A 25,425-nucleotide genomic window follows, 5' to 3' on the forward strand; every position below is an offset into this window, starting at 1 on the left:
ACCGTGGAGGTCCGAATCGGCGTGCAGCACGTGGCACGCGAGATCACCTTCGAGACGACGCTGAGCGCCGACGAGATCATCGAGGCGGTCAGGAACGCCCGTTCGGGCGAGGTGCTCGAGCTGACCGACGAGCGCGGCGGCCGCATCATCGTGCCGAGCAGCTCGATCGGCTACGTGACGATGGGAGCCGAGCGCAAGACCGGCGTGGGTTTCGGGGCGCACTGAGTCACGAGATCCAAAGTGGGTAGACGCAACTGTGACCTTTCACGTCCCTCACTTCGCCCGCCGAAAGTGAAAGATTGTGGGCGTGATCCGAAATAGCGGTCACAGTAGGCGCGGAAGCCCGCGACTCGACCCGAAGGAGCTCAACACGTGATTTCCTCGATCATCTGGACCATCATCGTTGGATTGATCATCGGCCTGCTCGGGCGGCTGCTCCTGCCAGGCAGGCAGAACATCTCGTTGGTGATGACGACCCTCATCGGTATCGTCGCCTCGCTGATCGGTGGCGTGATCCTCGGTGCCCTCGCGTACAACAACGACAACGGCGGAATCCCGTGGCTGTCCATCATCGTCGGTGCGATCCTCGCGGCCGGCGGCATCCTGATCTACGGCAGGGTCACCAACAAGGCAGTGTGACGCCCCGCGGATGAGACGAAGGGCCCGGCCCCCCGTGGGTCGGGCCCTTCGCCATGCCGTATGCCGCTGGGCTGGCTCCGGCGGCACCACCCGCTTCCGCAACACACCCGCTGACCGCGCACACGTGCCGTCTGCAGCCGGCGTGAGCGCGCGGTAAGCGGGTGTGTTGCGGTGGGGATGGGCGGTGGGGGTTGGCGATGCGACGGGGCGGGGGCGAGGGTCAGGCGGAGAGGCCGAGACGCTCCATGCGCTTGGTGTGCGCGTCGGTGAGCCGGACGAACATCCGGCCGAGCTCGGCAAGGTCCGCGCCGCCGCTCCCCGGGGCCCCCACGAGCAGACTTCCCAGGGCATCGCGCTCGACCCCGACGCGTTGCGCCTGGGTGATGGCCTCACCGACGAGGCGCCGTCCCCACAGCGCCAGCCGGCCCGCGACCCGGCCGTCCTCCTCGATGGCCTGGCGCACCGCGGCCACCGCGAAGTCCGCCTGGCCCTGGTCCTCCAGGACCGCGAGGACCAGCGACTTGGTGTCCGGGTCGACGTAGTTGGCGATCTCCCGGTAGAAGTCCTGCGCGATCCCTTCGCCGACGTACGCCTTGACCAGTCCCTCGAGCCAGTTGCTCGACGTGGTCCTCGCATGGAAGGCGTCGACGGCCTCGACGAACGGCTGCATGGCCTCCTCCGAGTCGACCTCGAGCGCACGGAGCCGATCGGTGAGCAGCTTGAAGTTGCGCAGCTCGTGCGCCGCGAGAATCGCCAGCGCCGAGGTGTGACCCAGCGTCGGGGCCAGCTCCGAGTCCTTGGCGAGCTGCGCGAACGCCCGCAGCTCGCTGTAGGCGAGGGCGCCGAGCAGGTCGACGACGGCTGCCCGGTAGTTCGGGTCGAACAGGTCCCGGTCGCCGTCTGCCCGCGTCGGCGCGTCTTCGCTCATGGCCGCCAATCTAGTCGCGCGTCGGCGGCGGGGCAGCGTGGACGGCCAGGTGGCGGCCTGCCGGTAGACTGGGCGGGACCATGCGGTGCCCGGTCGGCCCGATGACTGCTCACTGACTTCCCCGATCGGCCCGGATCACGACTCCTGCACTGAGCTCCCGCAATCGCGTGTGGTGCTCGTGCCGATCGAAAGACAGTGATGACCCAGTCCACCGACACCTCGCATCCTCATGCCCCGGAGATCACCTTCGCGGACTTCCCCGTGCACCCCGAGATCATCTCGGCGCTCGCCGAGTGGGGGATCATCCACCCCTTCCCGATCCAGGCCATGACCCTTCCCGTGGCCCTGTCGGGCCACGACATCATCGGCCAGGCGAAGACCGGCACCGGCAAGACGCTCGGGTTCGGCGTCCCGATGCTCAACAGCGTCGTCGCACCGGGTGACGCAGGCTTCGACGCCCTCCCCCGTCCGGGCAAGCCGCAGGCCCTGGCCGTCGCCCCGACGCGCGAGCTCGCCGTCCAGGTCTCCGGTGACCTCGAGCGGGCCGGCCGCCACCGCGGCATCCGGGTCCTGACCGTCTACGGCGGCCGGGCCTACGAGCCGCAGGTCGATGCCCTGCGCCGCGGAGTCGAGGTCGTCGTCGGGACGCCGGGACGCCTCATCGACCTGGCCAAGCAGGGCCACCTCGACCTGTCCCAGGCCAAGGTCGTCGTCCTCGACGAGGCCGACGAGATGCTCGACCTCGGGTTCCTGCCTGACGTCGAGACCCTCATGTCGCTCACCCCCGCCTCGCGCCAGACGATGCTGTTCTCGGCCACCATGCCGGGCGCCATCGTCACGCTGGCCCGCCGGTACATGACCCAGCCGACCCACATCCGCGCGATGGGCGACGAGAACGAGAACGCCCACACCGTCAAGGCGGTCGAGCAGTTCGTCTACCGGGCCCACGCGCTCGACAAGGTCGAGATGCTCTCCCGGATGCTGCAGGCGAAGGACCGTGGCCTGACGATCATCTTCAGTCGCACGAAGCGGACCGCGGCCAAGGTCGCGGACGAGCTGGGCGAGCGCGGCTTCGCGGCCGCGGCCATCCACGGTGACCTCGGTCAGGGCGCACGGGAGCAGGCACTCCGGGCCTTCCGCAACGGCAAGGTCGACGTCCTCGTCGCGACCGACGTCGCCGCGCGGGGGATCGACGTCGACAACGTCACCCACGTCATCAACTTCCAGTGTCCCGAGGACGAGAAGACCTACCTGCACCGCATCGGCAGGACCGCACGGGCCGGCAACACCGGTGTCGCGGTCACCTTCGTGGACTGGGACGACCTGCACCGCTGGGCGCTGATCAACAAGACCCTCGACCTCGGCATCCCCGAGCCGCAGGAGACCTACTCCAACTCGGAGCACCTCTACGGCGACCTGGGGATCCCGGCCGAGGCCAAGGGCTTCCTGCGCCGCTCCGAGCAGACTCGAGCCGGGCTCGCCGCCGAGGAGATCGAGGACCTCGGCGAGACCGGCAAGCGTCACGGCAAGGGCGGCCCGGGTGGTTCCGGCGGCCCGGGGCGGGCGACCGGCTCCGGCGCGCGCGGCCGCTCCGGCGGAGCCCGGCGCGAGGAGTCCGCCGAGCAGGCGTCGAACGGTGAGAGCCGCCCCAGTCGTAGTCGAAACCGCCGCCGGACCCGAGGGGCCGGGGCCGCCGTGGCCGGGGCGGCCACCTCCGACGCGGAGGGGTCGTCGGTCGAGGCGGCGGCCCCGCACGGCACCGCAGAGCCAATGCCCGCCGGTACCGCGGCCGTTGGCGAGGACAGCCGTCCCCGGCGCCGCCGTCGTCGGGGCGGTTCGTCCCGGAGCGGCGACGCGACGCCGGCCCAGACGGCCGCCGCCGAGTAGCCGCCCCCCACTCGCAACACACCCGCTTGTCGCGTGCGCACCCCTGCTACAGCAGGGGCCAGCACGCGGTGAGCGGGTGTGTTGCGTTGGCGACCCTCGGGCGGCCGTCAGGCTCGCTTGAGCAGCGCCGCCGCGACCTCCCGGTAGGCGGCCGCCCCCTTGGACGTCCGCGCCGTGGACAGGATCGAGCGTCCGACCGCTGGCGCCTCGGCGAACCGGATCGTCTTCGGGATCGGCGGGTCGAGGACGGGCACTCCGTAGCGCTCCCCCACGTCGGCGAGCACCTCCCGCGCATGGCGGCTGCGTCCGTCATAGAGCGTCGGCAGGATCCCGACGACCTCGAGGTCGCGGTTGAGGATCCGCTGGACGTCGGCGACGGTGTCGAGGAGCTGGCCCACCCCCCGGTGACCGAGCATCTCGGCGGGCATCGGCACGATGACGCCGTCAGCCGCCGTGAGCGCGTTCAGAGTCAGCACCCCGAGGCTGGGCGAGCAGTCGATGAGGACGATGTCGTATGCCGCTGGGCTCGCTTCGTCGTCCGGCGCTCCTTCCAGCGCGGTGCGCAGGACGTACTCGCGTCCCGGCCGGGGCAGGAGGATCGCCTCTGCTCCGGCGAGGTCGATGGTCGACGGGACGAGGTCGAGGCCCTCGTCGCAGTGGAGGACCGCGTCCGCGATGGAGGCCCCCTGGGTGAGCACCTCGTGGATCGACGTCTCGACGGTGTCCGGGTCGATCCCCAGGGAGAAGGTGAGGCACGCCTGCGGGTCGAGGTCGATGAGGAGAACGCGCCGGCCCTGCTCGGCGAAGGCCGCGCCCAGGCTCGCGACGGACGTGGTCTTGGCGACCCCGCCCTTCTGGTTCGCGAGGGCGAGGACGGAGGGACGACGGTCTTTCGGCGCGCGGCGGACCATGGCGCCAGTGTGTCAGGTCCGCCGAGCGTCAGAAGGCCGAGATGGTGCGGGGAGCCCGCTCCGACCGCGTGAGAGCGGCCACAACAGCCGCCTGCCCGTGTCGTCGGACGGCCAGCCGCGTGAGGAGGCGGAGGACGGGGTCGAGCACGTCCGTCGTCAGGGGCGGAGCAGAGATGCCGGTGCTGGCGGCGAGGTCCTCGCCGTGCACGACGACCTCCATCATGCGGGTAGTGAGGAAGTCGTCGCGGACGAGGGACCAGCCCTGCCACGGGATGAGCACCGGTCGGTCGGCGGGGACGTCCGCGAGCAGGCCGGGGAGTGCGGCCCGGGCCTCCCCCACGCCGGCGAGCAGGGCCGGGAGCCCAGCTGCGGCCTGCTCGTCCCCGGTGGCCCGGATGCCCGAGTTGACCTCGTCGTCGAGCGAGGCCGTCACCCAGGCGGCCCGGGCGTAGTGCTCCTCCAGGGGGATGGGACCGGGGATGGGATCGGGACCTGGGGGTGCGGACAGCAGCCGCACCGCAGTGGGAACCTGGTTGGCGAGGTGCGCAGCCAGACCGCCGACGGACCACTCGGCGAGGGCGCTGGGCCGGTCCCAGGCGACCGCCACCTCGGCCTGCCCGAGCAGCCAGAGCACGTGGTCAGCCGCCGTCTCAAACGCGTCCCGCAGGTCCACCATGTCACGATCCTCTCTGAAGGTGCGGCTCTCGCGCCGCTGTCGAGCCGCCGTCGAGCCCGGCCCAGTCGGACTTCTCCGGCCCCATGGCCTGGCCCTCGGCGCAGTGGGCCCGGAAGTCGCACCAAGTGCACAATGGCGACGGCCGGGGCGGGAAGGACGGCGACTCGACGCCACGCTCGGCGAACTCCGCGTCGACGCGACGCAGGTCGGCAGCGATCGACTCCGCCTCGGCGACCTTGCGGGCCAGGGACTCCGCGGTGTGGGTGTGCGCCGCCACCGTCTGCGACGGCACGTGGTGCAGCTCGACCCGGACGCAGGAGCGCCGGAAGGTGCGCGCGGCCCCGACCGCGTAGAGCGCCAAGGGAAGCGACGTCCGGGCGTCGTCCTCGGTCGGGACCTGGCGGCCCGTCTTGTAGTCGACGACGACGAGCTCGCCCTCCCGGTCGTCGAGCCGGTCCACGCGGCCGGTCACGGCGATCGACGCGGTGCGCAGCGCGACGGACCGCTCGATCCCGACCGGCTGCTGATCGCGGTTGCTGCCCCGCAGATACGCCACGACGGTCTCGCGGACGCGCCCGCGCCACGTCGCGGACTGCTCCGGGTCGCGGAAGCCGACGTCGATCCAGGACGAGCGGACCAGCTCGGCCACGCCGTCGGGGGTGCGCCTGCCCGGCGGGAGGTCCCAGAAGTCACGCAGCACGTTGTGCGTCGTGATCCCGACCGAGGTGTGGGCCCGCTGCGGACGCGCCGGTGGCCGAGGTCGGTCGAGGTACTGCATCCGGTACCTGCGTGGGCAGTCGAGCCAGGCGAGCAGCCGCGACGGCGACGCGGCGTAGAGCGGCGTGGGCATCCCCGCGAACGCCGCCTGGTGGGCGCTGCTCACCTCTGGTGTGGTCGCTGGCGCGCCGGTCCGACCCTCCCCTGTCACGCCCGCCAGCCTAGGCCGGACCGGTGACAAAGGCCCGGACCGAGCTGGCGGCCAGGAAGATCGGGATCGCGCCGGGCGGGTCGAGGATGACGATGAGGGTGATGAAGGTGCTGAGGAAGACCGTGGTGTCGAGCCAGCTCACGGCCGCACCACCGGGGTGACACCGCTCGACTGGGCCTCGATCGCGGCGAGGACCTCGGGCTCGGTCGAGTGCTCCCCGAGGACGTTGTGCTTGCCGACGCCGTGGTAGTCGCTGGCGCCCGTCACGAGGAGACCGAGCCGGCGAGCCAGCGCCTCCGCGCGCGCGACCTCCGCAGGCCCATGGTCGCGGTGGAAGGCTTCGAGACCAGCCAGCCCAGCGGCATACATCTGCTCGATGAGCGCGTCCGTCACCGTGGCGCCTCTGGTCCGCGTGAACGGATGGGCGAGCACGGGGACGCCACCCGCGCGGCGGACGAGCTCACACGCGCGAACCGGATCGGGCGAGTAGTGGGTCACGTAGTAGGGCGACTCGTTGGTCAGCCACTCGCGGAAGGCCTCGTCCCGGTGCCGGATCGTGCCGTTGGCGATGAGGGCGTCGGCGATGTGGGGACGTCCGGGCGTGGCGCCGGGAGCGACCTGACGGAGCACCTCGGGGTAGGTGATCGGGATCCCGTCGGCGGCCATGAGGTCGACCATCCGCTCGAGCCGCGTGGCCCGGGAGTCGCGCGCCCTGGCCAGCTCCCCCATGAGCGTCTCGTCGGCCGGGTCGGGAAGGTAGCCGAGGACGTGGATCGATGCGTGGCCGTAGGCCGTCGACACCTCGATGCCCCGCACGAGCGTCACGCCAAGGTGGCGGGCCGCCTGCTCGGCCTCCGCCCAGCCGGCCACGGTGTCGTGGTCGGTGATGGCCAGGACGTCGATGCCCGCCTGCTGCGCCGCTGCGACGAGCTCGCTGGGCGTGTCGGTGCCGTCGCTCGCGGTCGAGTGCGTGTGCAGGTCGATGACCGGGGCGGCGGGGCTCACGGAGGCCAGCCTAGGGGTCGCGACAACCACCCCCGGCTGGATCCGCAACACACCCGCTCATCGCGTGCAGGGGCCGGTCGCAGCCGGGGCCGGCACTCGGGAAGCGGGTGTGTTGCGAATCGCCCTCTGAGGCAACCTTCCGCAAGGCTGGGCCGTAGTACGGACATGAGCGGCGATAAGGACGGTCGATGACAGCACGAGGTGGGCAACGCGATGCGGCGTTCAGCGCATTCATGGAACAGGCCGGCCCGGCGCTCCTGCGCACTGCGTGGCTGCTCACCGGCGACCACCATCGTGCCCAGGAGCTGACCCAGGCCGCCCTCGTCAAGACCTACGTCGCCTGGCCGCGGGTCCGTGAGGGTGAGGCCCTGGCGTATGCCCGTCGCGTCCTGGCCAACCAGCGCACCGACAGCTGGCGGTCCACCCGTCGGGAGGTCATCACCGACGCGGTCCCGCCCACCGACCCCGTGACGGACGCGACGGCCACGAGCGACACCCGCGACCTCGTCGTGCGCCTCCTCCGCCAGCTGCCCGAGCAGCAGCGCAAGGTCGTCGTCCTGCGGTACTACACCGACCTGTCGGAGCAGACCGTCGCCGAGCTCCTCGGGATCTCCGTCGGCGCGGTCAAGAGCGCAGCATCTCGCGGGCTGGCCGCCCTGCGGGGCCGCCTCCCCGAGCTCGAGCCCCCAGGCCGCCTCGCCGACGCGACAGGCTCCGACCTCAACCACGAAGGGAGCAGGCGATGAACGCCACTCCGGAGGCACGGATCAAGCCGGCCCTCGACCACGCCAGCCGGGAGCCCGGACTTGGTTTCGACCCCGCGGAGGTGCTGCGCCTGGGACACCGGGCCGTCCGCCGACGCCGGGTCGTGGGGATCGGCGCCGCGGCCGCCGTGGCCGTGGCCGCCGTCGCGGTCGCTGGGCAGCTGGGTGGGCAGCCGAACCCGCTCACCCCGGCAGGCAACGGGTCGCGCCCCACCGTGACGCAGTCCGTCGCCTCCTCGCAGGCCACCCTCGACCTCGGTGGCACGACCTACCTTGTTCGCTACATCGTCACGGGCGGCGACGAGGACCGCCTGGAGTACGGCCAGCAGGGGGTCGACGGCTTGGCCGGCAGCTCCGTCTCCGCCGGGGGCGACGGGATGACGTACGGCGGAACGGACGCCGGCAAGGCCGTGATCGGCGTCGTCCCGGCCGGCACGACCTCGGTCAGCGGCTTCGTCCTGCCCGCCCGGGGCACGACGAGATCCGTCACGGCCCCGCTGGCGGGCACGAGGTACGACGCCTTCGCCATCGCCATCGACGGTCCCGGCACGGTGGCGGACCTGCGCTCCATCGAGTGGGAGGACGCGAAGGGCCGGGCCCACACGACGGCCGCGAGTGACTTCCAGTCGGCGGTCTTCACCGTTCCGAGCACGGGCGACGCGATGCAGGTGTGGGCGGACGCAGCGACCCGCGCCTGGGGTGCGCGGATGCCGGGGACGACCACGGAGGCGCCGGAACCGTACGCCGGGAAACCGGGGCTGATGTATGTCGGAGGACGTCTGGGCGGTCACGAGGGCGGGCCGGAACCCACCGCTCCGCTACCGATGCCCGAGGGCAAGGCCTGGTGGGTCGCCTACGGGATGCTGCCCGCCGGCGCGTTCCAGGTCGAGCTCCGCCTGCGGGACGCGGCCACCGTGGTCGGGGACATCTACCACCAGCAGCTCGAGGCGATCGGCGCCACGGCCTTCGCGGCCGAGCTGAAGACCGGGGGTGACGGCCAGCAGGGCGGTGTCGTCGCGGAGGTCAGGTGGGTCAACGCCGACGGGACGGCCGGCTCCTTCCGCCCCACCAGTTGACGGCCCGGCGCAACACACCCGCTTGTCGACTGCACCTGCCGCCTGGAGCCGACACCTGCACTCGGTAAGCGGGTGTGTTGCGGGGGCTCGGGGGGTTGCGGGCGCGGGGGCTCGGGGGGTTGCGGGCTCGGGGGTTGCGGGCTCGGGGGGTTGCGGGGTTGCGGGGGATGCGGGGGCGGCGCGGCCGAGTCAGGCACCGGGGCGCTGCTCCTCGCCGCGGGGGCGCCGCACCAGCCGCTTGGCCTCCTTGATCCGCAGCCCGATCAGACCCGGTCGCGCCAAGTCGTCCCAGACCACTCGCTCCACCGGGTAACCCTCACGCCGAATCGCGTCCTCCCGCCGCTTCTCGAGCCACACCACCTGACCCGGGTCCGCTGACCCGGCACCGTCGCTGTCGTCATCGTCCCGGGCACGTTGGTACTTCGAGCGGCCGTCGAACTCGAGCACCACCCCTTCGACGAGGAAGTCGACCCGGCCGACGAACCGGCCGGACTGCGTGCGAATCACGACCTGGGACTCGTAGCCCATCCCGAGGTCGTCCAGGACGAGCCTCGTCAACGACTCCCCCACCGACTCCGCCTTCGCGTCCATCCGCAGCACCGCCTCCAGGGCTCGGCCCCGGCCCTCGTGCGGGGTCACGCGGGCCACCTCGTCGATCAGCTCGGCGACCGTGACGAGGTTGCGGTGCAGCGCTGCGTCGCCAGCGACGACCGCACAGTCCCGTCCCATCGAGACGGCCGTGCGGACCAGAGCCCGCGCGACCGAGGTGACCCGCACGCCGTCAACCTCACCGAGGTGGAGGCCCCGCGCCGGATGGAGGGCGAGGCCACGCCGGTGCGTCACCTGTCGCACCTCGGACACGAGGTCAACCCGGTCGGTGTCGGCGCCCCAGAGCGGCAGGCCGTGCACGGCGAGCGCCGCGTGGTGGCTCAACGCGTCACCGGCACGGGTGCGGGCGATCGCGACCGCAGCGAGGCGATACCGCTCCTCCGGGGTCGCAGCCGCCCACACCGGCCCCGAGACGTAGGCCTGCCGCCGCACCCGGACGAGCTCGCCTCCCGCCACGGCCCGCCGCAGCTCGTGGTCCGGGACGCCGAGCGCAGTGGCCTGTGCCGCGGTGAAGGTGCCGTTCTGGTGGCCCGCCAGAGCCTGGAGTCGCGTGTCCATGGGAGCGAGCCCAGCGGCATACGGCCCGCGGTGGAAGAGCCGGCCACGGCGCTGTGGACGACGGCCCGACCACCCGACCGGTTGGGGACGAGCAGCAACACACCCGCGGGGACGGGTGCTACGCCTCCGCGCCCGGCGTCGACCCTGGCCAGTTCTTGTCCGGCTGCGGCACCGGCCGAGCGGGCTGCTCACCACCGCGCGCCTCGAGGTAGTTCTCCTTCGGCACCATCACCTTGCGCCGGAAGATGCAGACGACCTCGCCGTCCTGGTTGTAGCCGATCGTCTCGACGTAGACGACGCCGCGGTCGTCCTTCGACGTGGACTCCCACTTGTCGAGCACCGTCGTCTCGCCGTAGATCGTGTCGCCGTGGAAGGTGGGCGCGACGTGGCGCAGGGACTCGATCTCGAGGTTGGCGATGGCCTTGCCCGACACGTCCGGCACCGACATCCCGAGCAGGAGCGAGTAGACGTAGTTGCCGACGACGACGTTGCGACCGAACTGCGTCGTCTCCCCCGCGTAGTTCGCGTCGAGGTGCAGCGGGTGGTGGTTCATCGTCAGGAGGCAGAAGAGGTGGTCGTCGTACTCCGTCACGGTCTTGCCCGGCCAGTGCTGGTACACGGCACCGACCTCGAACTCCTCGTAGCTGCGACCGAACTGCATGTCGTCCTCCTGTAGACCCCACCGCTCCGAAACGAACGCGTCCCAGCCTGCCTGACCCAGCGGCATACAGACATGGCCGTATGCCGTGGGGTTCCTCACGCTGTCAGGTGCCTCACGGCGGGGGCGGGGTCTCCGGGTCGATCCGCGGCAGCTCGCCGGTGTCGGACAGGAGCGGGACGAGGACCGCCGCGGACGCGGACGGGTCGGACGGCAGCCTGGCGCCGGCGGCCTGCCCGAGCCGCACGCCGAGCCGGCGGGCGAGCACGAGCCCGGCGAAGTACGTCCCGAGCGAGACCCCCGCCGCGAGGCCGAGCCCCAGCCCGAACGCCTCGGCGAGGATCGGCAGCCCCGCCGAGAAGCCCAGCCCGTCCGGTTGCGTGACGAGCAGGGAGATCCCCTCGTACGCCTTCCGCCCGGGCAGCAACGGCACGATCGCGGCCGTCGTCACCGCGAGCGCCGAGGCACGGACCCGTCGGGCGAGGAGCCTGGCCGCCAGACCGATGACGAGCGCCGCGAGCGCCGAGGCGGTGACCGCGCCGATCTCGGCGCGTTCGCCGAAGGCGAGGATCCCCCACCCGAGCGCTCCGGCGGCGCCGGCCATGAGGACGGCCCTCCCGGTGGAGTAGGACATGACGGCGAAGGCCACCGAGATCACGGTCGCGCAGACGAACTGGACGAGGAGGTTTTCGTCGAGCAGCGTGCGCGAGCTGATCGCGATGGGGTAGCCGAGGCGATGGCCGGCAGCGAGGACCACGGAGATGCCGACCGCGATGCCGAGGGACAGGACGACCACCTCGAACGCCCGCGCGCCGGCCGTGACGTAGTAGCCCTCGAGCGCGTCCTCGCCCGCACCGACGATGGACAGCCCGGCCAGGAGGAGGACGATGCCCGCCGCGACGACGAGGGACGCGGAGACCTCGCCGAAGAAGCTCACCCCTGCGGCCTGCCCGGCGACGACGAGGGTCGCCACGGCGGTGGGGATGGCAGCGCCGACGGCCTGCGCGAAGAACGACGAGATCCCGACCTTGCCGAGCCACTCGTTGACCCGGGTGACGAGCGCGGCGGTGAGGAAGCTGAGCAGGATGATGAACCACCCGCCCCCGAGCAGTCCGGCCGCCCCCGCGGCGAGGGTGGCGCCGGCGATGGTGACGACCCAGCGTCGGTAGGGGTGCGGCGCCGTGATGACGGCGTCGAATCGCACCCGGGCCTCGGCCACGTCGAGGGGCTCTTGGCTGAGCGCGACGATGAGCGCCCGCAGCCGTTCGAGGCGCGTGTAGTCCTGCACGCGGTAGCGGACGATCCGCATCACCGTGATCGGGTCGGCGTCGGCACCGCGGTGGTAGGAGACGGTGACGGAGGTGTAGGTGACGTCGACGTGGACGCTCGCGAGGCCGTAGGCGCGGGTCAGCAGGAGCACCGTCGCCGTGACGTCGGCAGCGGCCGCTCCCGTGGCGAGCATGGCCACCCCGGCCCGCATGGCGAGGTCGATGACGGCCCGGGCCGTGTGCCGGTCGACGTCGTCGGGGGCGTTCCAGAGCGGGATCTCGTCCGTCGGGGGGCCGCTCGGGCGCATGGCCCGCCGGGTGCTCTCCCGGAGGGCCGGCAGCGAGGGCAGGGACGGCAGCGGGTCGGGGGGCGGGGTGTCGCTCGGTCGCCGGGGTCCGTCGCTGCGAGGCACAGGACGACCGTATGCCTGGGGACGCCGGGCCGCCACTTCTACCCGGGGCGTGCGGTCGGCCAGGAAGGGGTTGCGACGCACGGCCTCGGGCGTGGAAGCATGGCGGGGTGAACAGCGAAGAGCAGAAGAAGAGCGAGAACCGGGCGCGGCCCACGACCGACGAGTTCCGCGCGTTCGTCGCGTCCGGCTGGGCGCCGCGGCGCGGTGGGCTCCCCGAGCAGGCGAGCGTCGTGCCGTATGCCGCTGAGCGCCGTGCCGCTGTCAGCGCCGCCTTCCCGGGTGAGCGGGTCGTCGTCCCTGCGGGCGGGCTCAAGGTCCGCAGCAACGACACGGACTACGTCTTCCGGCCGCACAGCGCCTTCGCGCACCTGACGGGTCTCGGCAGCGACCGCGAGCCGGACGCCGTCCTCGTCCTCGAGCCGACCAGTGACGCCGGCGGCGAGGGGGACACCCCCGGTCACGAGGCGGTGCTCTACTTCCGCCCGCTCTCCGGCCGCGACACGGACGAGTTCTTCGGTGACTCCCGGTACGGCGAGTTCTGGGTGGGGGCCCGGCCGACCATCGCCGACGTCGAGGCCGAGCTCGGGATCACCGGGCGGCACATCGACGAGTTCGCCGATGCAGTCGGCAAGGACGCCGGCGAGGTGCAGGTCCGCGTGGTCCGCGAGGCCGACGCATCGATCGCCGCGATCGTCGAAAAGGCCCGCGCCGTCGCGACGGAGGGGGCGGACGAGGCCGAGGCGGAGCAGCGGGTGGAGGTGCAGCACCAGGCCGACGACGAGCTCTCCGCCTTCCTGTCCCACCTGCGGATGGTCAAGGACGAGTGGGAGGTCGAGGAGATGCGCTCGGCGGTCGCCGGGACGCACCGCGGGTTCGACGCGGTCATCGCCGACCTTCCCGAGGCGGTGCGCCGGGGCCGCGGCGAGCGGTGGGTCGAGGGCGTCTTCGGCCTCCACGCCCGCCACCACGGCAACGGCATCGGGTACGACTCGATCTGCGCGAGCGGCGACCACGCCAACACGTTGCACTGGATCAAGAACACCGGCGACATCCGGGAGGGCGACCTGCTCCTCCTCGACGCCGGCGTCGAGGTCGACTCGCTGTTCACGGCCGACATCACGCGCACCCTTCCCGTCAGCGGCACCTTCACGGAGGCGCAGCGCCGGATCTACGACGCGGTCTACGCCGCGCAGGAGGCCGGCATCGCGGCGTGCAAGCCGGGCAACCGGTTCAGCGACGTCCACGCCGCCGCGATCCGAGTCATCGCCGAGCACCTCCACGAGTGGGGGCTGCTGCCCGAGGGCATCGATGTCGAGGCCACGCTGGACAAGGAGCACGGGCAGTACCACCGGCGCTGGATGGTCCACGGCACGAGCCACCACCTGGGCATCGACGTCCACGACTGCGCCCTCGCGACGCGGGAGCAGTACACGGAGGGCGAGCTCAAGCCGGGGATGATCCTCACGGTCGAGCCGGGTCTGTACTTCAAGGCTGACGACCTGCTGGCGCCGCCGGAGTTCCGGGGCAACGGCGTCCGGATCGAGGACGACATCCTGATCACCGAGAACGGCTGCGAGAACCTCTCGGCGGCCATGCCGCGCACTGCCGACGACGTCGAGGCGTGGATCGCCCGGATCTGGTCGGAGCCCTCCCCGTCCTGACGGCGAATGCCCCCTCCTCGACGCCGGCGACCCCCTTCTCGTCGAGTGTGCACCTCGTGCCAGGACGGGCCCGGCAGGAACTGCACACTCGACGCGGGGTCGAGGGGTGGTCGGCCCGAGCGGGAATCAGCCGTCCGTGCGGTCGGACGGGGGCGGCGGGGTGGGTGAGCCGAAGCCGCCCATCCCACTCGGTTGGATGTTGGCCTTGGCGAGGATGCCCCGCGCCTGCTCCGCGAACTTGTGCTCCACGAACACCTCGTACTTCGTCGCGACCACCTGGCTCACCGACGAGAAGTCCCGCGTGCCACGGGTGAACGCGTAGCCGACGAGCGACCAGATGAGCCCGAACAGCACGCCCCAGAGCGCCGTCGCCACGAGCAGCGCGAACGCGCTCGTCGGCGGGTTGAACAACGAGAAGATCAGGCCGACGAAGAGCCCGAGCCACAAGCCTGACAGTGCGCCTCCCAGCGCGACGCGTCCCCACGTCAGGCGGGCCGTGACCCGCTCGAGCTGCTTGAGCTCGGTCCCGACGATGAGACAGTTCTCCACCGGGAAACCGTTGTCGGACAGGACGTCCACGGCCTTCTGGGCCTGGTCGTACTTCTCGAACGTCCCGAGGGACATGGGGTAGTCGAGGGAGAGTGTCGCGAAGCCGGGGCGAGCCCCCGGACCCTTCGGTTGCAGGCTCATGGCTTCATCCTCGCACTTTCCGGGCGCGGACCGCGGGACCTCAGCCCTTGAGCTTGTAGTCCTCGACGAGGCGGCGGCCGATGATCATCCGCTGGATGTCGGCCGTGCCCTCGCCGATGAGCAGCATCGGGGCCTCCCGGTAGAGCCGTTCGATCTCGTACTCCTTGGAGTACCCGTAGCCGCCGTGGATCCGGAAGGAGTCCTCCACGACCTGGGCGCAGTTCTCGGACGCGAGGTACTTGGCCATGCCGGCCTCGAGGTCGTTGCGCTCGCCGGAGTCCTTCTTGCGGGCGGCCTTGACCATCATCTCGTGGGAGGCCTCGACCTTGACGGCCATGTCGGCGAGGCGGAAGAGGACCGCCTGGTGGTCGACGATCTTCTTGCCGAACGCCTCCCGCTGCTGCGCGTAGGCGATCCCCAGCTCGAACGCCCGCCGGGCGACACCGCAGCCGCGGGCGGCGACGTTGACGCGGCCGACCTCGACGCCGTCCATCATCTGGTAGAACCCCTTGCCGGGCTCGCCCCCGAGGATCTGCGCGTCGGTCGTGCGGTGCCCGTCGAGGATGAGCTCGGTCGTGTCGACGCCCTTGTAGCCCATCTTCTCGATCTTCCCCGGGACGGTGATGCCCTGGGCGGTCTCGCCGAAGCCGCTCTCCTTGTCGATGAGGAAGGTCGTCATGTTCTTGTAGACCGAGTCGGCGCCGGTGTCGGTCTTGACGAGGACGGCGACGAGGTTGGCCGAGCCGCCGTTGGTGAGCCACATCTTCTGGCCGTTGATGACCCACTCGTCGCCGTCGCGGACGGCCTTGCTCTTGATGGCCGACACGTCGGAGCCGCAGCCGGGCTCGCTCATCGAGAAGGCGCCGCGGACCTCGCCGGTCGCCATCCTCGGCAGGTAGCGCTGCTTCTGCTCCTCGGTGCCGTGCTGGAGGATCATGTAGGCGACGATGAAGTGGGTGTTGACGATGCCGCTCACGGACATCCAGCCGCGGGCGATCTCCTCGACGCACAGGGCGTAGGTCAGCAACGACTCGCCGAGGCCGCCGTACTCCTCGGGGATCATCAGACCGAAGATCCCCATCTCCTTCATCTGGTCGACGATGGCTTGGGGGTACTCGTCGCGGTGCTCGAGCTCGGTGGCGACGGGCAGGATCTGCTCCTCGACGAACTGCCGTACGAGCGACAACAGCTCGGTCTGCTCCTCGGTGAGGCCTTCGGTCTGCTGGAGTCGGGACACGCTGGATCGCCGCCTTAGGTCGTGGCTGGGTCAGGGCTTCGACCGAGTATGCCGCTGAGCTCGCTTCCCGGCACACGCCTCCGCGTGTGTCGTCCCCCACCTGTAACGATCGTCACGACCTCGCGGAGGACGTGCCCGCCCCGCTGGATCCCCAGTCGCACCGGCTCGGGCTCGCTCATGAATCCTGCGACGAGACGTGACGCGACAGCTTGTCCAGGTCGCGCGTGCAGAACCCGTGGTGGGCAAATTCCTCGGTCAGCACGGTGCCGAGGCACTGCCGCACCGTCCGGCCCTTGGCGTACGGGGGCCATCTGTCGTCGTCGGGCACCGGCGCGGCCTGTGCGAGCTGGTCAGGCGTGACCTCAGCCAGCCATCTCTCGATCTCGGAGGACTGCCGGACTCGCACGGCGAGCACCTCGTCGAGGCTCGGCCGGGCGGACGGGTCGAGCCCGTCCTCCGCCCGGTCCATGACGAGAGATGGACCCAGTCCCAGGGCCGTGAACGGCTCGGTGATCCCGAGCACGCAGCGTCGGAACCAGGAGTCGTGCACGAAGACCAGGTGACGCAGGGTTTCGACCATCGACCACTCGCCGTCGACGCCGTGATGTTCGCTGTCCTCGGGCATGGACCGCACTCGCTCGGTGGTCCTCGCCCAGTCGTCCCGCAGCTGCCGCCAGGCCTCTCGCAGATCGGCCGGCTGATCGGAACGGATCAGCAGCCGTACCGGGTGACGGCGGTCGAGCTCGGCCTCGACGTATGCCATCACCTCGACCCCGTTGACCACGAGATGGGTGACCAGTCCGTCGATCTCGGCGTCCTGCATGACCACGCCGACCATCCGCGCCCTGCTCAGGTCGCATTCTCGGAACTCTGCGCCGGTGAGGTCCTCGTCGTCGAAGCGTCGCATGCAGACAGGTTAGGTCGGACCGCCCACGCCACGTCCGGATGGAAGTGGGCAGCTCACGGGGGCCGACCGGGACGGCTTCATCCGAGAAGCGGGAGCTCGAGGTCATAGGCGAGAACCAGAGCACGAGCCAGCTCGACCTCCTGCTCGGCTTTGAGAAACCCGATGGTGCGGCCGAGCAGCTCCACTGGAACCGTCACGACGTTGTCGAGCGCGACTGCGCACTCATGATCCAGCCCGTTGTCCGGCCCCACCCGAACCTCGCTCGACAATCCTTTGACGGTCGTCGTGATCGGGGCCACCGTCACCTTCGTCATGGCACCGCGGGCAGCCTCCCGAGTCAGCACGAGCGCCGGCCGTGTCTGGTCCAGGCGAACCAAGCAGATCTCGCGCACCGATCAGTCCTCGACCACGACGTGGGCGCCGGTCCACCTGACCAGCTCGTCGAGGTCATCACCTGATCCCTGACGCCGAAGGATCTGCGCGTCCTGGGCGGCAGCCTGCCGCCGCATCTCGCGCTCCAGCGCGGCTGTCACGAGGGCAGCCCGACTCGACGCTCTGCCACTCGGTGCTCAGGGTGGGGGCAGTCACCAGAGGCTGCCGAACCCCACCTTCCTGGCCTTGAGGGCGCCTTCCAGCGTGGAGCGTTGCTCGAACCGCTCGGCCTTGAGCCCCGCGTGGACAGCTTTGAGGTGCTCGGCCCGGGTGGCGTCGGGCCGTGCCGCGAGTGACGTGAGGAACAGGTGGGTGAAGGCCCCGTTGGGCCGCCCCGCGAAGGTCGCGTCCGATGCGGTCTGGTTCGGGCGACAGGCCGCGAAGAGGACCGGCCGGGCCCCCTTGCCACGTCGGGTCAGCTCGGCGAGGGCCTTGTGGTCGACGGTCCGGGTCGGCTGGAGCTCGCGGATGGAGCGGGCCCGGTCGAGGCCGCGCGGCGACGGTGGGGGCAGGAAGCGCGGCTTGCGCCCGAGGGTCATGGCGAGCTGGATCTCCTCCAGGTCCTTGAGGCCGGTCCCGCTGTGGCACGTGTCGAGGAGGACCTCGACGAGGGCGCCCGCGGGGACCCGCTGGAAGAGCTCGCGGAGCTCGTCGTCGGAGATGACCGTGTCGCGGTCCCACTGGTCGCCGGCGCGCTTGATGTCGTGGCAGGCGAAGACCTCGTCGAGCCCGTCCGGCTCATCCGTGTCATCGGGCTGGTTGGGGACCTGGGTGCCGTGGCTGGAGAAGGAGAAGACCAGGTGGTCTCCCGGTTTCGCCTTGTCGACCATCGCCGTGAGCGCAGTCATGACCGCCTGCTTCGTGGCCTCCGAGTCGCGGAGCAGCGTCGTCGTGCGCGAGGTGAAGCCGTACTTCTTCAGGGCGGTCGAGATGTCCTCGGCGTCGTTGACGCATCCGGCCAGCCAGCTGCTCACCGGCAGGTTCTCGAACTCGTTGATGCCGACGCAGACGGCGCTTCGTGCCATGGCCTGTTCCTCCTCGTGCGTGGTGGGTCGCGTGGGTCTTCGATCGGACGGGCCGGCTCAGGTTCGGGTGAGCACGGCGTCGGGGCGGGCGTACACGACGAAGGCGAGCCAGGTGGCGTCACCTCGCTCCCGGGCCGCCCTTCGCGCCCGGGCGGTCGCCTGTGCCATCGGGGTGCCGTCGAGCAGCTCGTCGTAGAGCGTCTCGACGAAGGTGCGCGAAGGCTGCTGGTGCACCGACCACAGGCACGAGATGAACGCGGACGCGCCGGCGTCGAGGAACGCGTCAGCGAACCCGCCGGCCGTCGTCAGGAGGATGCCCTCGCGTCCCGTCTGGCAGGCATTGAGCACGACCACGGGGCCGGCCTCCCCGGGGCGCGCCCAGCGGACGTTCTCGCTCACCTCGGTGGCGCTGAGGAACTGCGGCTCGACGCTCCGCCCGCGCTTGCGGCCCTGGAGCAGGATCCGAGCGCCGAGGATGTCCTCGACGTCCGCCGCGCCGTGGCCCGAGAAGTGGAGCAGGTCGAAACGGCCACCGCGCAGGAGCTGGACGACGCCGGTCGGGGTGGCCCGCACCGGCTTCGCGCCGAACCGCTCCTCCAGGTACCTCGCCTCGTGGACCGGCTCGGACAGGGCGAACTGCGGGTCCCGGTAGTCGGGGATGAGCGTTCGGGCCCGGCCCTCCCGGACCCGCAGCTCCTTCGGTGGGAAGCTGCCCAGCCGCCACCGCACGAGCCCGCCCTGGGCCAGGAACCTGGGCTCGCGCTGCCGCGGCCCCGTGGGCGGCTTGAGATGGACCAGCTCCCATGGCACGTAGGGCTCGTCCGCGTAGACGATGAGGTCGCCGATGTCGTCGCGGTGCTCCCAGAGGTAGGCCTGCATCTCCTCCGGGAGCAGCAGGTCGTAGAGACGGGTGCCCAGGTCCTGGAGCCGGCGCAGGAGCTGCGCCTCGCCGAGGTCAGCGCCGACGAGCTCCTGGACCTCGTCGAGGAAGGCGGCCATGGTGCGGGCGCGGTCGACGATGGGCACGGACTGGAAGGCGACCGCCTGCCCGTCAGGCTCGATCCGGACGGCGTACTTGTAGACCACCGACCCGTCCGGGCGGGAGCTCTCGATGATGTCGAGGCAGGGCAGCCCGTCGAGCTCGGGAGCATCGATCCCGGTGTGGATCTCGGCGCGGGCCGGCGGCTCGGGTGCGCCGAGCGCTGCCCGTGTCACCGAGGACGCCTCGAGTGAGAGCGTGGCGAGCGGCACCCAGCCCTGCCGAATGACGGCGTGGACGACGACCGGGCCCGTGGCGAGCGCGCGGACGGAGAACGACACCGACGACTCGCCCCCGCCGAGCGGCAGGCCCAGGACGTCGGCGTCCGCGCCGACCACCTCGGCGTTCGACTTGCCGACCACCTGGACCGACACGGGCCGTTCGGCCTGGACCGTCACGTGCGCAGAGGCGTGGACCGTCCCCGCGTTGGGGCGGATGTCCTTGCGGGACAGTGATACTCGGACCTCGAAGGGCTCACGCGTGACCACCGTGGCCGGCATCTCGGCGGCGACGGTGGCGTCCGTCGGGGGTGCGGCGGGCGGCGCGACTCCAGCATCGGGCTCAGGTGCCGCCGGTGCGGGCGGAGGCGGAGCCATGGGCAGGTCCCGCGATGGCGGCGGCGCCATGGGCAGGTCCCGGTCCCCCGGCTCTGTCCCCACGCCGGCCGGCTCGTCCCCCATCTCGACCGGCTCAGCCCCCGCGCTGACCGGCTCGTCCCCGCCCTCCGGCGCGGCGTCCGGCCCCGCGCCCGACGGCAACGAGAGCAGCAGCCACCCGGTGATCGCCTCGATCACGTCGACCTGGCTGAAGTAGTTGGTGTGGTAGACGCGGTCGTTCGACTCGAGGACGCGGGCATCCGCGACGAAGCCGCCGTCCGGCGGGCCGATCGCGCTCATCGACGCGGTGTCGACGACGAGGTCGTTGTCGCCGTCGAAGAGCCCGTCGACGAAGCCCTCACCCAGCTTGACGACGAGCTCGCGGGGGAACTCCGGCGGCCGGTGGGAGTCGTCGAGGAGCTCCACGTGGAAGTTCGACGCGACCACGAACCAGCTCGTGCCCGGGCCGGGCTGCCCCGGCTGGGACCCGTTGATCTCGGTGACGAAGGGCCCGTCCGGCACCATGGCGGCGAGCCCCGGCACGCCATCGCCCTCGGCCGCGTAGGACACCAGGTACTTCACGAGGGCGCCGATCCCCCGGACTACCCCGGCGACCACCGCGGCCACGGGCGCGGCGCCGGGAAGGCCGGCGAGCACACCGGCGCCGGCACTGGCGAGGTTCGTGTAGAGGTCGACGAGATCGTGCCAGCGGTCGGGGTCCGCCAGGTGCGTCCCACCGTTCGTCGCGGCCACGAAGACGACCCGGTCGACCCGCCCCGGCCAGGCAGACCCCGGCAGCTCGTGCTCGATGAGGCTGCGCGTCGTCAGGCCCCCGCGGCTGTGGGTGATGATGTCGATGACGAGCTCGGCGTCCGGGTGGTGCGTGCTGAGGCGGTCGAGCAGGTCCTTGGCGTTCTGGCGGGGGTCGAGGCTGAGCGTGCGGTGGTCGTAGCCGATGACGGCGTCATAGGCGCCGAGGGCCCCGCGGAGCAGTGCCACCGCGTTCTCGTCGTGGGTGAGGGCGCCGAAGCCGCCCGCCGTCGACGAGAAGGTCCCGTGGATGAGCAGGAGCAGCCGCACCGGCCGGTCGGTCGGCAGGGCGAGCTCGTCCAGCCGCTCGAACGTCCGCCACGACCCGAGGTCGGTGCCGGTGAGGTGGACGAGCCCGGGACGGACGTGCTCCTCCATCTTCTCGATCGCCCGGCCGACGACGAGGGGCGCACCGAAACGGAAGACCACGGCGTGGACCGCGCCCCTGACGACGTCGCCGAGCAGCCCGCGGCTCCGGCCGCCGCTCGGGACGCGGCTGCCGTTGCCCGTCGCGAGGTCGATCTCGAACCGGGCCGTGCGGGGGCCGAGGTCGATCGAGCGGGTGCGCTCCCCCGCGCCGACCGGCAGCTGCCAGGAGTACACGCCGTCCCGCTCGAGAAGTACGACGGCGTCCTGCTCGGCGCCGACGTCGACCTCGACCGTGGCCCGTCCCGCCCGCTCGGCGGCCGGTCCGCCCCCGGGGGTCGGGCCCGGCAGGTCCCGAGACCGTCGGGGGACGAGGTCCAACCGCTCGACCGGGTCGAGGCCGCTCTCCTCGAGGGAGGCGATGATCGCAGCGCGGCCGACCTCCTGCTCGAATCCCGGCTCTCCCGGGAGCGCGCGGACCCGCGGCGAGTCGCTCACGTCGTAGAACTCCGGCACGACGGCTCTGACACCTTCACCCGCGAAGGAGGTGGGCGGCATACGGCTCCCCCTTTGGCTCGCCCCCGCAAAAGGTCCTCTGTCCACGGTAGTGGCGCGCCGGCGCGCGCTGAGGGGGAATGGCAGAAGAGGCCGGCACCGAATAGCCGTTTGCGGGTCGCGTCGGCGGTAACCACGGAGCTGATCAGCGGGCTCTGGGCCTTCGCCGAGTTCGAGACCCTCGTGCGGCTCTGGGGCGAGGGTCTGCCCGTCCCCTATCCGGTCCAGATGGACTCGGGCGAGATGCTGATGGAGTTCATCGGCTCACCCGACGGGCAGGCGGCACCCCGCCTCGCGCAGACCCGGCCCGCCCCTGCTCTCCTGCCGACGCTCTTCGAGCAGCTGCGCGAGGCGATGCTGCGGCTCGCCGAGCTGGGCTGGGCGGAGTGGTTCACCCGGCGTGGGTTCGAGGTCGACGCGGGGCACTCTTCGACGACCTCATGGCGGCCGCCACCTCCCGCTGGTGAGCCGACGACGGCGGCGATGCCCCAGCCCGGCGTCCGTCGCGCGTCGAGCCCGACGAACCGGGCTGAACCACAACGCCGCCCGGGATCAGGCTCGTTCCATCGTCGCCACCATGAAGGCCTGCCAGGCCTCGCGGCTCTCCTCGAGCTCGCCGGGACCGTCGACCTGCTCGAGGATCTCGGTCGTCGCCGCGCGCGTCGCGTCGTCCCACTCGCCCGTGATCTCGACGTCGGTCCGACCCCACACGTGGAGGCACATCGCCTGCACCGCCTGGGCCTGCACCCGCGACCGCCGGATCAGCCGCGGCCGCTCGGCACCGAAGCGGCCGGTGTCGACGTGGATGTGGTTGGAGTGAGAGCTGTCGTAGAGGTAGGTCAGGACGTCGGCGAACTCATGGTGCAGACCTGCCGCGACGCGCCAGTAGGCGGCCAGGCGACGGCGCAGCTCGGTGGCCGGCGCGTCGCGCCACTGGTCGTAGCGCAGCGACACGAGATCCTTGCCGTCGGCCCGGAGACGCGCCACGTCGAAGGCCTGGCCAGAGCTGTGCCACGAGGTCGAGCTGCCGCGGACCCACGCACCGTAGGAGCGGATCGTGTCGGGTTCCTGGCCGGTGTGCTGCCGGTGCAGGGCGAGCCAGGCGTCGAGCCGGCCCCCGAAGGCGGTGTCGACGTAGTAGGTCGCGGGCCGCCCGGTCACTTCATAGACGTATGCCGCTGGGCCGAGTTTCGTCCGCGCCTGCAGCTGCGCACGCTCCACCGGAACGGGATCGGCGAAGACCTCAGGCGGGGTCGGCTCGACCAGCCCGGGAATCTGGGGCAGGCCGGGCACGCCCGAGAGGCCGTTCGTGATGGCATAGGTCCCGGCCGCGACGGTCCCGAGCCCGAGGCCGCCCAGCACGATGAAGCCACGGCGGGTCAGGCGCAGCGGCGGCTCCGGGGGCGAGCGGCGCACGCCCGGCCCGCCCGGCCCGCCCGGCCCGCTCGGGACGGGCGCCGGTCGGCGCTCTCGCGTCTCACTCACGACCGGTCAACGTCACACGGGGCGCTGAGGTTTCCCCGTCCCCGGGACTCTGCTGCCCGTGGCTGCCCTCGGGTCCGTGGCAGGACGCCGGCTCAGGGCTCGGGGACATGGGGGAACTCGGCGGACCGGGACTGGAAGGTGAGGATGCTCGGGTTGAGGATCCTGCCGTCCTGGATCTCGATGGCCCGGCGGATCGTCTCGTCGGCGGCCCACGCGTCGGGCCCCGCCAGCACGGTCCCGACGAAGGGCAGCAGGGCCTCACTGATCTCCCACGTGGCGGAGTCCCAGAGGTAGGACGGGCTGTGGTCCACGGCGTAGTAGCGCACCGTGTTCCCGACCGTGAACATCGGCTCCTGGAAGGACGTCGGTCGCGCCCAGCTGAACCCCATCGCCTCGTCGCACGAGACGTCGATGACGAGGGTCCCGGGGGCGAGGACGGGCAGGTCGTCCTCGTCGAGGAACATCATCGGCCGGTTGGGGTCCTGCAGGACGCAGTTGACGATGATGTCGTGGCCGGCGAGGAAGCCGGCCAGCGGCTCGGGCCCGTCCTCGGTGGACACGTCGCTCGCCCGACCGCCCGGGACCCCGTAGTCGAAGTTGACGATGCGCGCCGAGTGGATCGGGGACGCGACGGCGGCCACCTCCCGGTGGGTGAGGATGTCCACCTGGTTGACCCCGAGCGCATGCAGCGCGGTCACGGCACCGCGGGCCGTGGCCCCGAAGCCGATCACGGCGGCGCTGAGGCGACGCCCGTAGTCCCCGGTGGAGCCGATCAGCGACAGCGCGTGCAGCACCGACGCGTAGCCGGCGAGCTCGTTGTTCTTGTGCAGGACGTGCAGGTTGAAGGACCCGTCGCGGTTCCAGTGGTTCATCGCCTCGAAGGCGATCAGCGTCAGCCGCTTGTCGATCGCGACCTGCGTCAGGACGGCGTCCTGGACACAGTGCGGCCAGCCCCACAGGACCTGTCCGTCACGCATCTCCTCGAGGTCCGCGGCCATCGGCTTCGGCAGGAGGATGACGTCGCGCTCCGCGAGGAGCTGCTCGCGGGCGTGCACGCCGCCGACGAGCGGGGCGAGTGCGTCGTCGGACAGGCCGTAGGGCTCGCCGTAGCCGGCTTCGAGGTAGACGTGCTGCCGCAGGCCGGCATCGATGCGCTCGAGGTGCTGCGGGTGGATCGGCAGCCGCCGCTCGTTCTCCTTGCGTGACCGCGACAAGAGTCCGACGCTGAGGTGCTGCATGGGTTCTCCCTTGGTTGGCACCTGTCTATCACGGGCCGAGCCCCAGTCCCTGACTCTCACGGCCCCACGTCGAGTGTGCAGAAGATGCCGTCATCTTCTGCACACTTGACTGGGTGGTGCGTGACGTGGCGAGTGCGTCAGCCGTCCAGGGCGTCGATCGCCTCTGCGGTCGCGAGGACCTTGCGAGCCGTGTCGACGTGGAGGTTCTCGACGAGCTTGCCCTGGTACGTCGCGACACCCTTGCCCTGCGCGACCGCCTCCTCGAAGGCCGCGATGATCCCGCGAGCCTCCTGGACCTGCTCGGGGCTGGGCGCGAACACCTCGTTGGCCGTCTCGACCTGCCCGGGGTGGATCAGGGTCTTGCCGTCGAAGCCCATCTGCCGCCCCTGGACGCACTCCCCGCGCAGCCCGTCGACGTCCTTGACGTCCATCCACACACCGTCGAGGACCGCGATCCCCGCCGCCCGGGCCCCGAGCAGGGCGAGCGACAGCCCGGTGAGCAGTGGCTGGCGACCCGGGACGAGCTCGGCGCCGAGCTCCTTGTTGAGGTCGTTGGTCCCCATGACGAAGGCGGTGAGCCGCTCCGAGGCTCGTGCGATCTCCTCGGCGTGGAGGACCGCGACCGGGGTCTCGATCATCGCCCACAGCTTCGTCTTCTCGGGGGCACCGGCAGCCTCCATGGCCGCGACGAGCTGGCGGACCTCGTCGGCGGAGTTCACCTTGGGCACGACGATCGCGTCGGGCCCCGCGGCCGAGGCCGCCACCATGTCGGCGTCGTGCCACTGCGACCCGATCCCGTTGACGCGGATCGTCAGCTCACTCCGGCCGTATTCACCCGACTGCACTGCGGCGCAGGCGTTCTCGCGGGCGGCCTCCTTGGCATCCGGTGCGACGGCGTCCTCGAGGTCGAGGATGAGTGCGTCGACGGGCAGGGTCTTCGCTTTCTCCAGCGCCCGCTCGTTGGAGCTGGGCAGGTAGAGCACCGACCGACGCGGTCGGAAGGAGCCGTATGCCGCTGGGCTGGCCTGGGACTGAACGCTCACGTGGGTGCGCCTTTCTCGTGG

At 71.5% G+C, this 25,425-nt stretch carries 25 protein-coding genes and 1 pseudogene; 7 read left to right on the forward strand and 19 right to left on the reverse strand.

The genetic code is table 11. The features are described 5' to 3' along the window. Positions 1-3: 3 nt before the first annotated feature. Together INTCA_RS12985 and INTCA_RS12990 are read left to right on the forward strand one after the other, a co-directional pair. A complete protein-coding gene (locus INTCA_RS12985; RefSeq protein WP_013493382.1) occupies positions 4-225 on the forward strand; it encodes a DUF3107 domain-containing protein in 222 nt (73 codons plus the stop codon). A 147-nt stretch (positions 226-372) separates the two neighbouring features. Further along, positions 373-639 carry a hypothetical protein gene (locus tag INTCA_RS12990; protein WP_013493383.1) on the forward strand — a complete coding sequence of 89 codons (267 nt, stop codon included), beginning with the start codon at positions 373-375 and terminating at the stop codon, positions 637-639. A 220-nt stretch (positions 640-859) separates the two neighbouring features. Here INTCA_RS12990 and INTCA_RS12995 read toward each other — a convergent pair whose 3' ends face one another. Then, on the reverse strand, positions 860-1,567 hold the full coding sequence (locus INTCA_RS12995; protein ID WP_013493384.1) for a ferritin-like fold-containing protein: 708 nt from the start codon (positions 1,565-1,567) through the stop codon (positions 860-862). 198 nt (positions 1,568-1,765) lie between these two features. Between INTCA_RS12995 and INTCA_RS13000 the strand changes: the two genes are divergently transcribed. Further along, positions 1,766-3,454: a DEAD/DEAH box helicase gene (locus INTCA_RS13000; RefSeq protein ID WP_013493385.1), complete on the forward strand. Its 1,689-nt coding sequence runs from the start codon at positions 1,766-1,768 to the stop codon at positions 3,452-3,454. Between the two features lie 107 nt (positions 3,455-3,561). Here INTCA_RS13000 and INTCA_RS13005 read toward each other — a convergent pair whose 3' ends face one another. From INTCA_RS13005 to INTCA_RS13020, 5 genes are read right to left on the reverse strand one after another with little or no spacing between them, the layout of a single operon-like run. After that, on the reverse strand, positions 3,562-4,365 hold the full coding sequence (locus INTCA_RS13005; protein WP_013493386.1) for a ParA family protein: 804 nt from the start codon (positions 4,363-4,365) through the stop codon (positions 3,562-3,564). 28 nt (positions 4,366-4,393) lie between these two features. Next, positions 4,394-5,041, reverse strand: a complete 648-nt coding sequence (locus INTCA_RS13010) for a maleylpyruvate isomerase N-terminal domain-containing protein (RefSeq protein ID WP_013493387.1) — start codon at positions 5,039-5,041, stop codon at positions 4,394-4,396. A gap of 1 nt (position 5,042) precedes the next feature. Continuing rightward, a complete protein-coding gene (locus INTCA_RS13015; protein ID WP_013493388.1) occupies positions 5,043-5,969 on the reverse strand; it encodes a RecB family exonuclease in 927 nt (308 codons plus the stop codon). A 10-nt stretch (positions 5,970-5,979) separates the two neighbouring features. Next, complete coding sequence (locus INTCA_RS20480) at positions 5,980-6,111, reverse strand: hypothetical protein (RefSeq protein WP_013493389.1); 132 nt, start codon at positions 6,109-6,111, stop codon at positions 5,980-5,982. Next, on the reverse strand, positions 6,108-6,974 hold the full coding sequence (locus INTCA_RS13020) for a PHP domain-containing protein (RefSeq protein ID WP_052338014.1): 867 nt from the start codon (positions 6,972-6,974) through the stop codon (positions 6,108-6,110). The genes INTCA_RS20480 and INTCA_RS13020 overlap by 4 nt, the downstream gene beginning before the upstream one ends. A 188-nt stretch (positions 6,975-7,162) precedes the next feature. On the opposite strand from INTCA_RS13020, the gene INTCA_RS13025 reads away from it, so the two are divergent. Together INTCA_RS13025 and INTCA_RS19875 are read left to right on the forward strand one after the other, a co-directional pair. Next, positions 7,163-7,720, forward strand: coding sequence for a SigE family RNA polymerase sigma factor (locus INTCA_RS13025; protein ID WP_013493391.1), 558 nt, complete (start codon positions 7,163-7,165; stop codon positions 7,718-7,720). Further along, positions 7,717-8,814 (forward strand): hypothetical protein, encoded by a 1,098-nt coding sequence (locus INTCA_RS19875; protein WP_013493392.1) that lies wholly within the window; start codon positions 7,717-7,719, stop codon positions 8,812-8,814. The genes INTCA_RS13025 and INTCA_RS19875 overlap by 4 nt, the downstream gene beginning before the upstream one ends. Positions 8,815-9,003: 189 nt before the next feature. Here INTCA_RS19875 and INTCA_RS13035 read toward each other — a convergent pair whose 3' ends face one another. The 3 genes from INTCA_RS13035 to INTCA_RS13045 form a co-directional block, all read right to left on the reverse strand. Next, complete coding sequence (locus INTCA_RS13035; RefSeq protein WP_013493393.1) at positions 9,004-9,981, reverse strand: type IV toxin-antitoxin system AbiEi family antitoxin domain-containing protein; 978 nt, start codon at positions 9,979-9,981, stop codon at positions 9,004-9,006. A gap of 118 nt (positions 9,982-10,099) precedes the next feature. Continuing rightward, on the reverse strand, positions 10,100-10,642 hold the full coding sequence (locus INTCA_RS13040) for a MaoC family dehydratase (protein WP_013493394.1): 543 nt from the start codon (positions 10,640-10,642) through the stop codon (positions 10,100-10,102). A 112-nt stretch (positions 10,643-10,754) separates the two neighbouring features. Next, a complete protein-coding gene (locus tag INTCA_RS13045; RefSeq protein WP_244859827.1) occupies positions 10,755-12,320 on the reverse strand; it encodes a threonine/serine exporter family protein in 1,566 nt (521 codons plus the stop codon). 107 nt (positions 12,321-12,427) lie between these two features. On the opposite strand from INTCA_RS13045, the gene INTCA_RS13050 reads away from it, so the two are divergent. Beyond that, positions 12,428-13,981, forward strand: a complete 1,554-nt coding sequence (locus tag INTCA_RS13050; RefSeq protein WP_013493396.1) for an aminopeptidase P family protein — start codon at positions 12,428-12,430, stop codon at positions 13,979-13,981. A gap of 126 nt (positions 13,982-14,107) precedes the next feature. Here INTCA_RS13050 and INTCA_RS13055 read toward each other — a convergent pair whose 3' ends face one another. The 7 genes from INTCA_RS13055 to INTCA_RS13080 form a co-directional block, all read right to left on the reverse strand. After that, on the reverse strand, positions 14,108-14,671 hold the full coding sequence (locus INTCA_RS13055; RefSeq protein WP_013493397.1) for a YflT domain-containing protein: 564 nt from the start codon (positions 14,669-14,671) through the stop codon (positions 14,108-14,110). A gap of 40 nt (positions 14,672-14,711) precedes the next feature. Continuing rightward, positions 14,712-15,908 carry an acyl-CoA dehydrogenase family protein gene (locus INTCA_RS13060; RefSeq protein WP_013493398.1) on the reverse strand — a complete coding sequence of 399 codons (1,197 nt, stop codon included), beginning with the start codon at positions 15,906-15,908 and terminating at the stop codon, positions 14,712-14,714. 175 nt (positions 15,909-16,083) lie between these two features. After that, positions 16,084-16,815, reverse strand: coding sequence for a DinB family protein (locus INTCA_RS13065; RefSeq protein WP_013493399.1), 732 nt, complete (start codon positions 16,813-16,815; stop codon positions 16,084-16,086). Between the two features lie 77 nt (positions 16,816-16,892). Next, on the reverse strand, positions 16,893-17,207 hold the full coding sequence (locus tag INTCA_RS13070) for a type II toxin-antitoxin system PemK/MazF family toxin (RefSeq protein ID WP_013493400.1): 315 nt from the start codon (positions 17,205-17,207) through the stop codon (positions 16,893-16,895). Between the two features lie 3 nt (positions 17,208-17,210). Next, on the reverse strand, positions 17,211-17,348 hold the full coding sequence (locus INTCA_RS19880; protein WP_169312917.1) for a hypothetical protein: 138 nt from the start codon (positions 17,346-17,348) through the stop codon (positions 17,211-17,213). 51 nt (positions 17,349-17,399) lie between these two features. Further along, on the reverse strand, positions 17,400-18,272 hold the full coding sequence (locus tag INTCA_RS13075) for a caspase family protein (protein WP_013493401.1): 873 nt from the start codon (positions 18,270-18,272) through the stop codon (positions 17,400-17,402). A gap of 57 nt (positions 18,273-18,329) precedes the next feature. Then, the gene (locus INTCA_RS13080; protein ID WP_013493402.1) at positions 18,330-21,641 is read right to left on the reverse strand and encodes a DUF7379 domain-containing protein; all 3,312 of its coding nucleotides are present in this window, start codon (positions 21,639-21,641) and stop codon (positions 18,330-18,332) included. Positions 21,642-21,821: 180 nt separating this feature from the next. On the opposite strand from INTCA_RS13080, the pseudogene INTCA_RS20335 reads away from it, so the two are divergent. Further along, positions 21,822-21,935, forward strand: a pseudogene (locus INTCA_RS20335) (RIO-like kinase); the annotation flags it as partial. Between the two features lie 255 nt (positions 21,936-22,190). Here the strand turns inward: INTCA_RS20335 and INTCA_RS13085 are convergent. From INTCA_RS13085 to INTCA_RS13095, 3 genes are all read right to left on the reverse strand, one after another. Next, complete coding sequence (locus tag INTCA_RS13085; RefSeq protein WP_244859828.1) at positions 22,191-23,123, reverse strand: extensin family protein; 933 nt, start codon at positions 23,121-23,123, stop codon at positions 22,191-22,193. Positions 23,124-23,215: 92 nt separating this feature from the next. Continuing rightward, a complete protein-coding gene (locus INTCA_RS13090) occupies positions 23,216-24,361 on the reverse strand; it encodes a N(5)-(carboxyethyl)ornithine synthase (protein ID WP_013493404.1) in 1,146 nt (381 codons plus the stop codon). Positions 24,362-24,498: 137 nt separating this feature from the next. Beyond that, entirely contained in the window at positions 24,499-25,404 is a 906-nt protein-coding gene (locus INTCA_RS13095; RefSeq protein WP_013493405.1) for an HpcH/HpaI aldolase/citrate lyase family protein, read from the reverse strand. Positions 25,405-25,425 lie beyond the last annotated feature (21 nt).

The organism is Intrasporangium calvum DSM 43043 (assembly GCF_000184685.1).
GTDB lineage: Bacteria > Actinomycetota > Actinomycetes > Actinomycetales > Dermatophilaceae > Intrasporangium > Intrasporangium calvum.

Bases quoted from the DNA above. Each gene is read 5' to 3' on its own strand.
- INTCA_RS12995 (WP_013493384.1), bottom strand. From the start codon at position 1,567: ATGAGCGAAGACGCGCCGACGCGGGCAGACGGCGACCGGGACCTGTTC.
- INTCA_RS13000 (WP_013493385.1), top strand. From the start codon at position 1,766: ATGACCCAGTCCACCGACACCTCGCATCCTCATGCCCCGGAGATCACC.
- INTCA_RS13005 (WP_013493386.1), bottom strand. From the start codon at position 4,365: ATGGTCCGCCGCGCGCCGAAAGACCGTCGTCCCTCCGTCCTCGCCCTC.
- INTCA_RS13010 (WP_013493387.1), bottom strand. From the start codon at position 5,041: ATGGTGGACCTGCGGGACGCGTTTGAGACGGCGGCTGACCACGTGCTC.
- INTCA_RS13025 (WP_013493391.1), top strand. From the start codon at position 7,163: ATGACAGCACGAGGTGGGCAACGCGATGCGGCGTTCAGCGCATTCATG.
- INTCA_RS19875 (WP_013493392.1), top strand. From the start codon at position 7,717: ATGAACGCCACTCCGGAGGCACGGATCAAGCCGGCCCTCGACCACGCC.
- INTCA_RS13035 (WP_013493393.1), bottom strand. From the start codon at position 9,981: ATGGACACGCGACTCCAGGCTCTGGCGGGCCACCAGAACGGCACCTTC.
- INTCA_RS13040 (WP_013493394.1), bottom strand. From the start codon at position 10,642: ATGCAGTTCGGTCGCAGCTACGAGGAGTTCGAGGTCGGTGCCGTGTAC.
- INTCA_RS13055 (WP_013493397.1), bottom strand. From the start codon at position 14,671: ATGAGCCTGCAACCGAAGGGTCCGGGGGCTCGCCCCGGCTTCGCGACA.
- INTCA_RS13065 (WP_013493399.1), bottom strand. From the start codon at position 16,815: ATGCGACGCTTCGACGACGAGGACCTCACCGGCGCAGAGTTCCGAGAA.
- INTCA_RS13075 (WP_013493401.1), bottom strand. From the start codon at position 18,272: ATGGCACGAAGCGCCGTCTGCGTCGGCATCAACGAGTTCGAGAACCTG.
- INTCA_RS13080 (WP_013493402.1), bottom strand. From the start codon at position 21,641: ATGCCGCCCACCTCCTTCGCGGGTGAAGGTGTCAGAGCCGTCGTGCCG.
- INTCA_RS13090 (WP_013493404.1), bottom strand. From the start codon at position 24,361: ATGCAGCACCTCAGCGTCGGACTCTTGTCGCGGTCACGCAAGGAGAAC.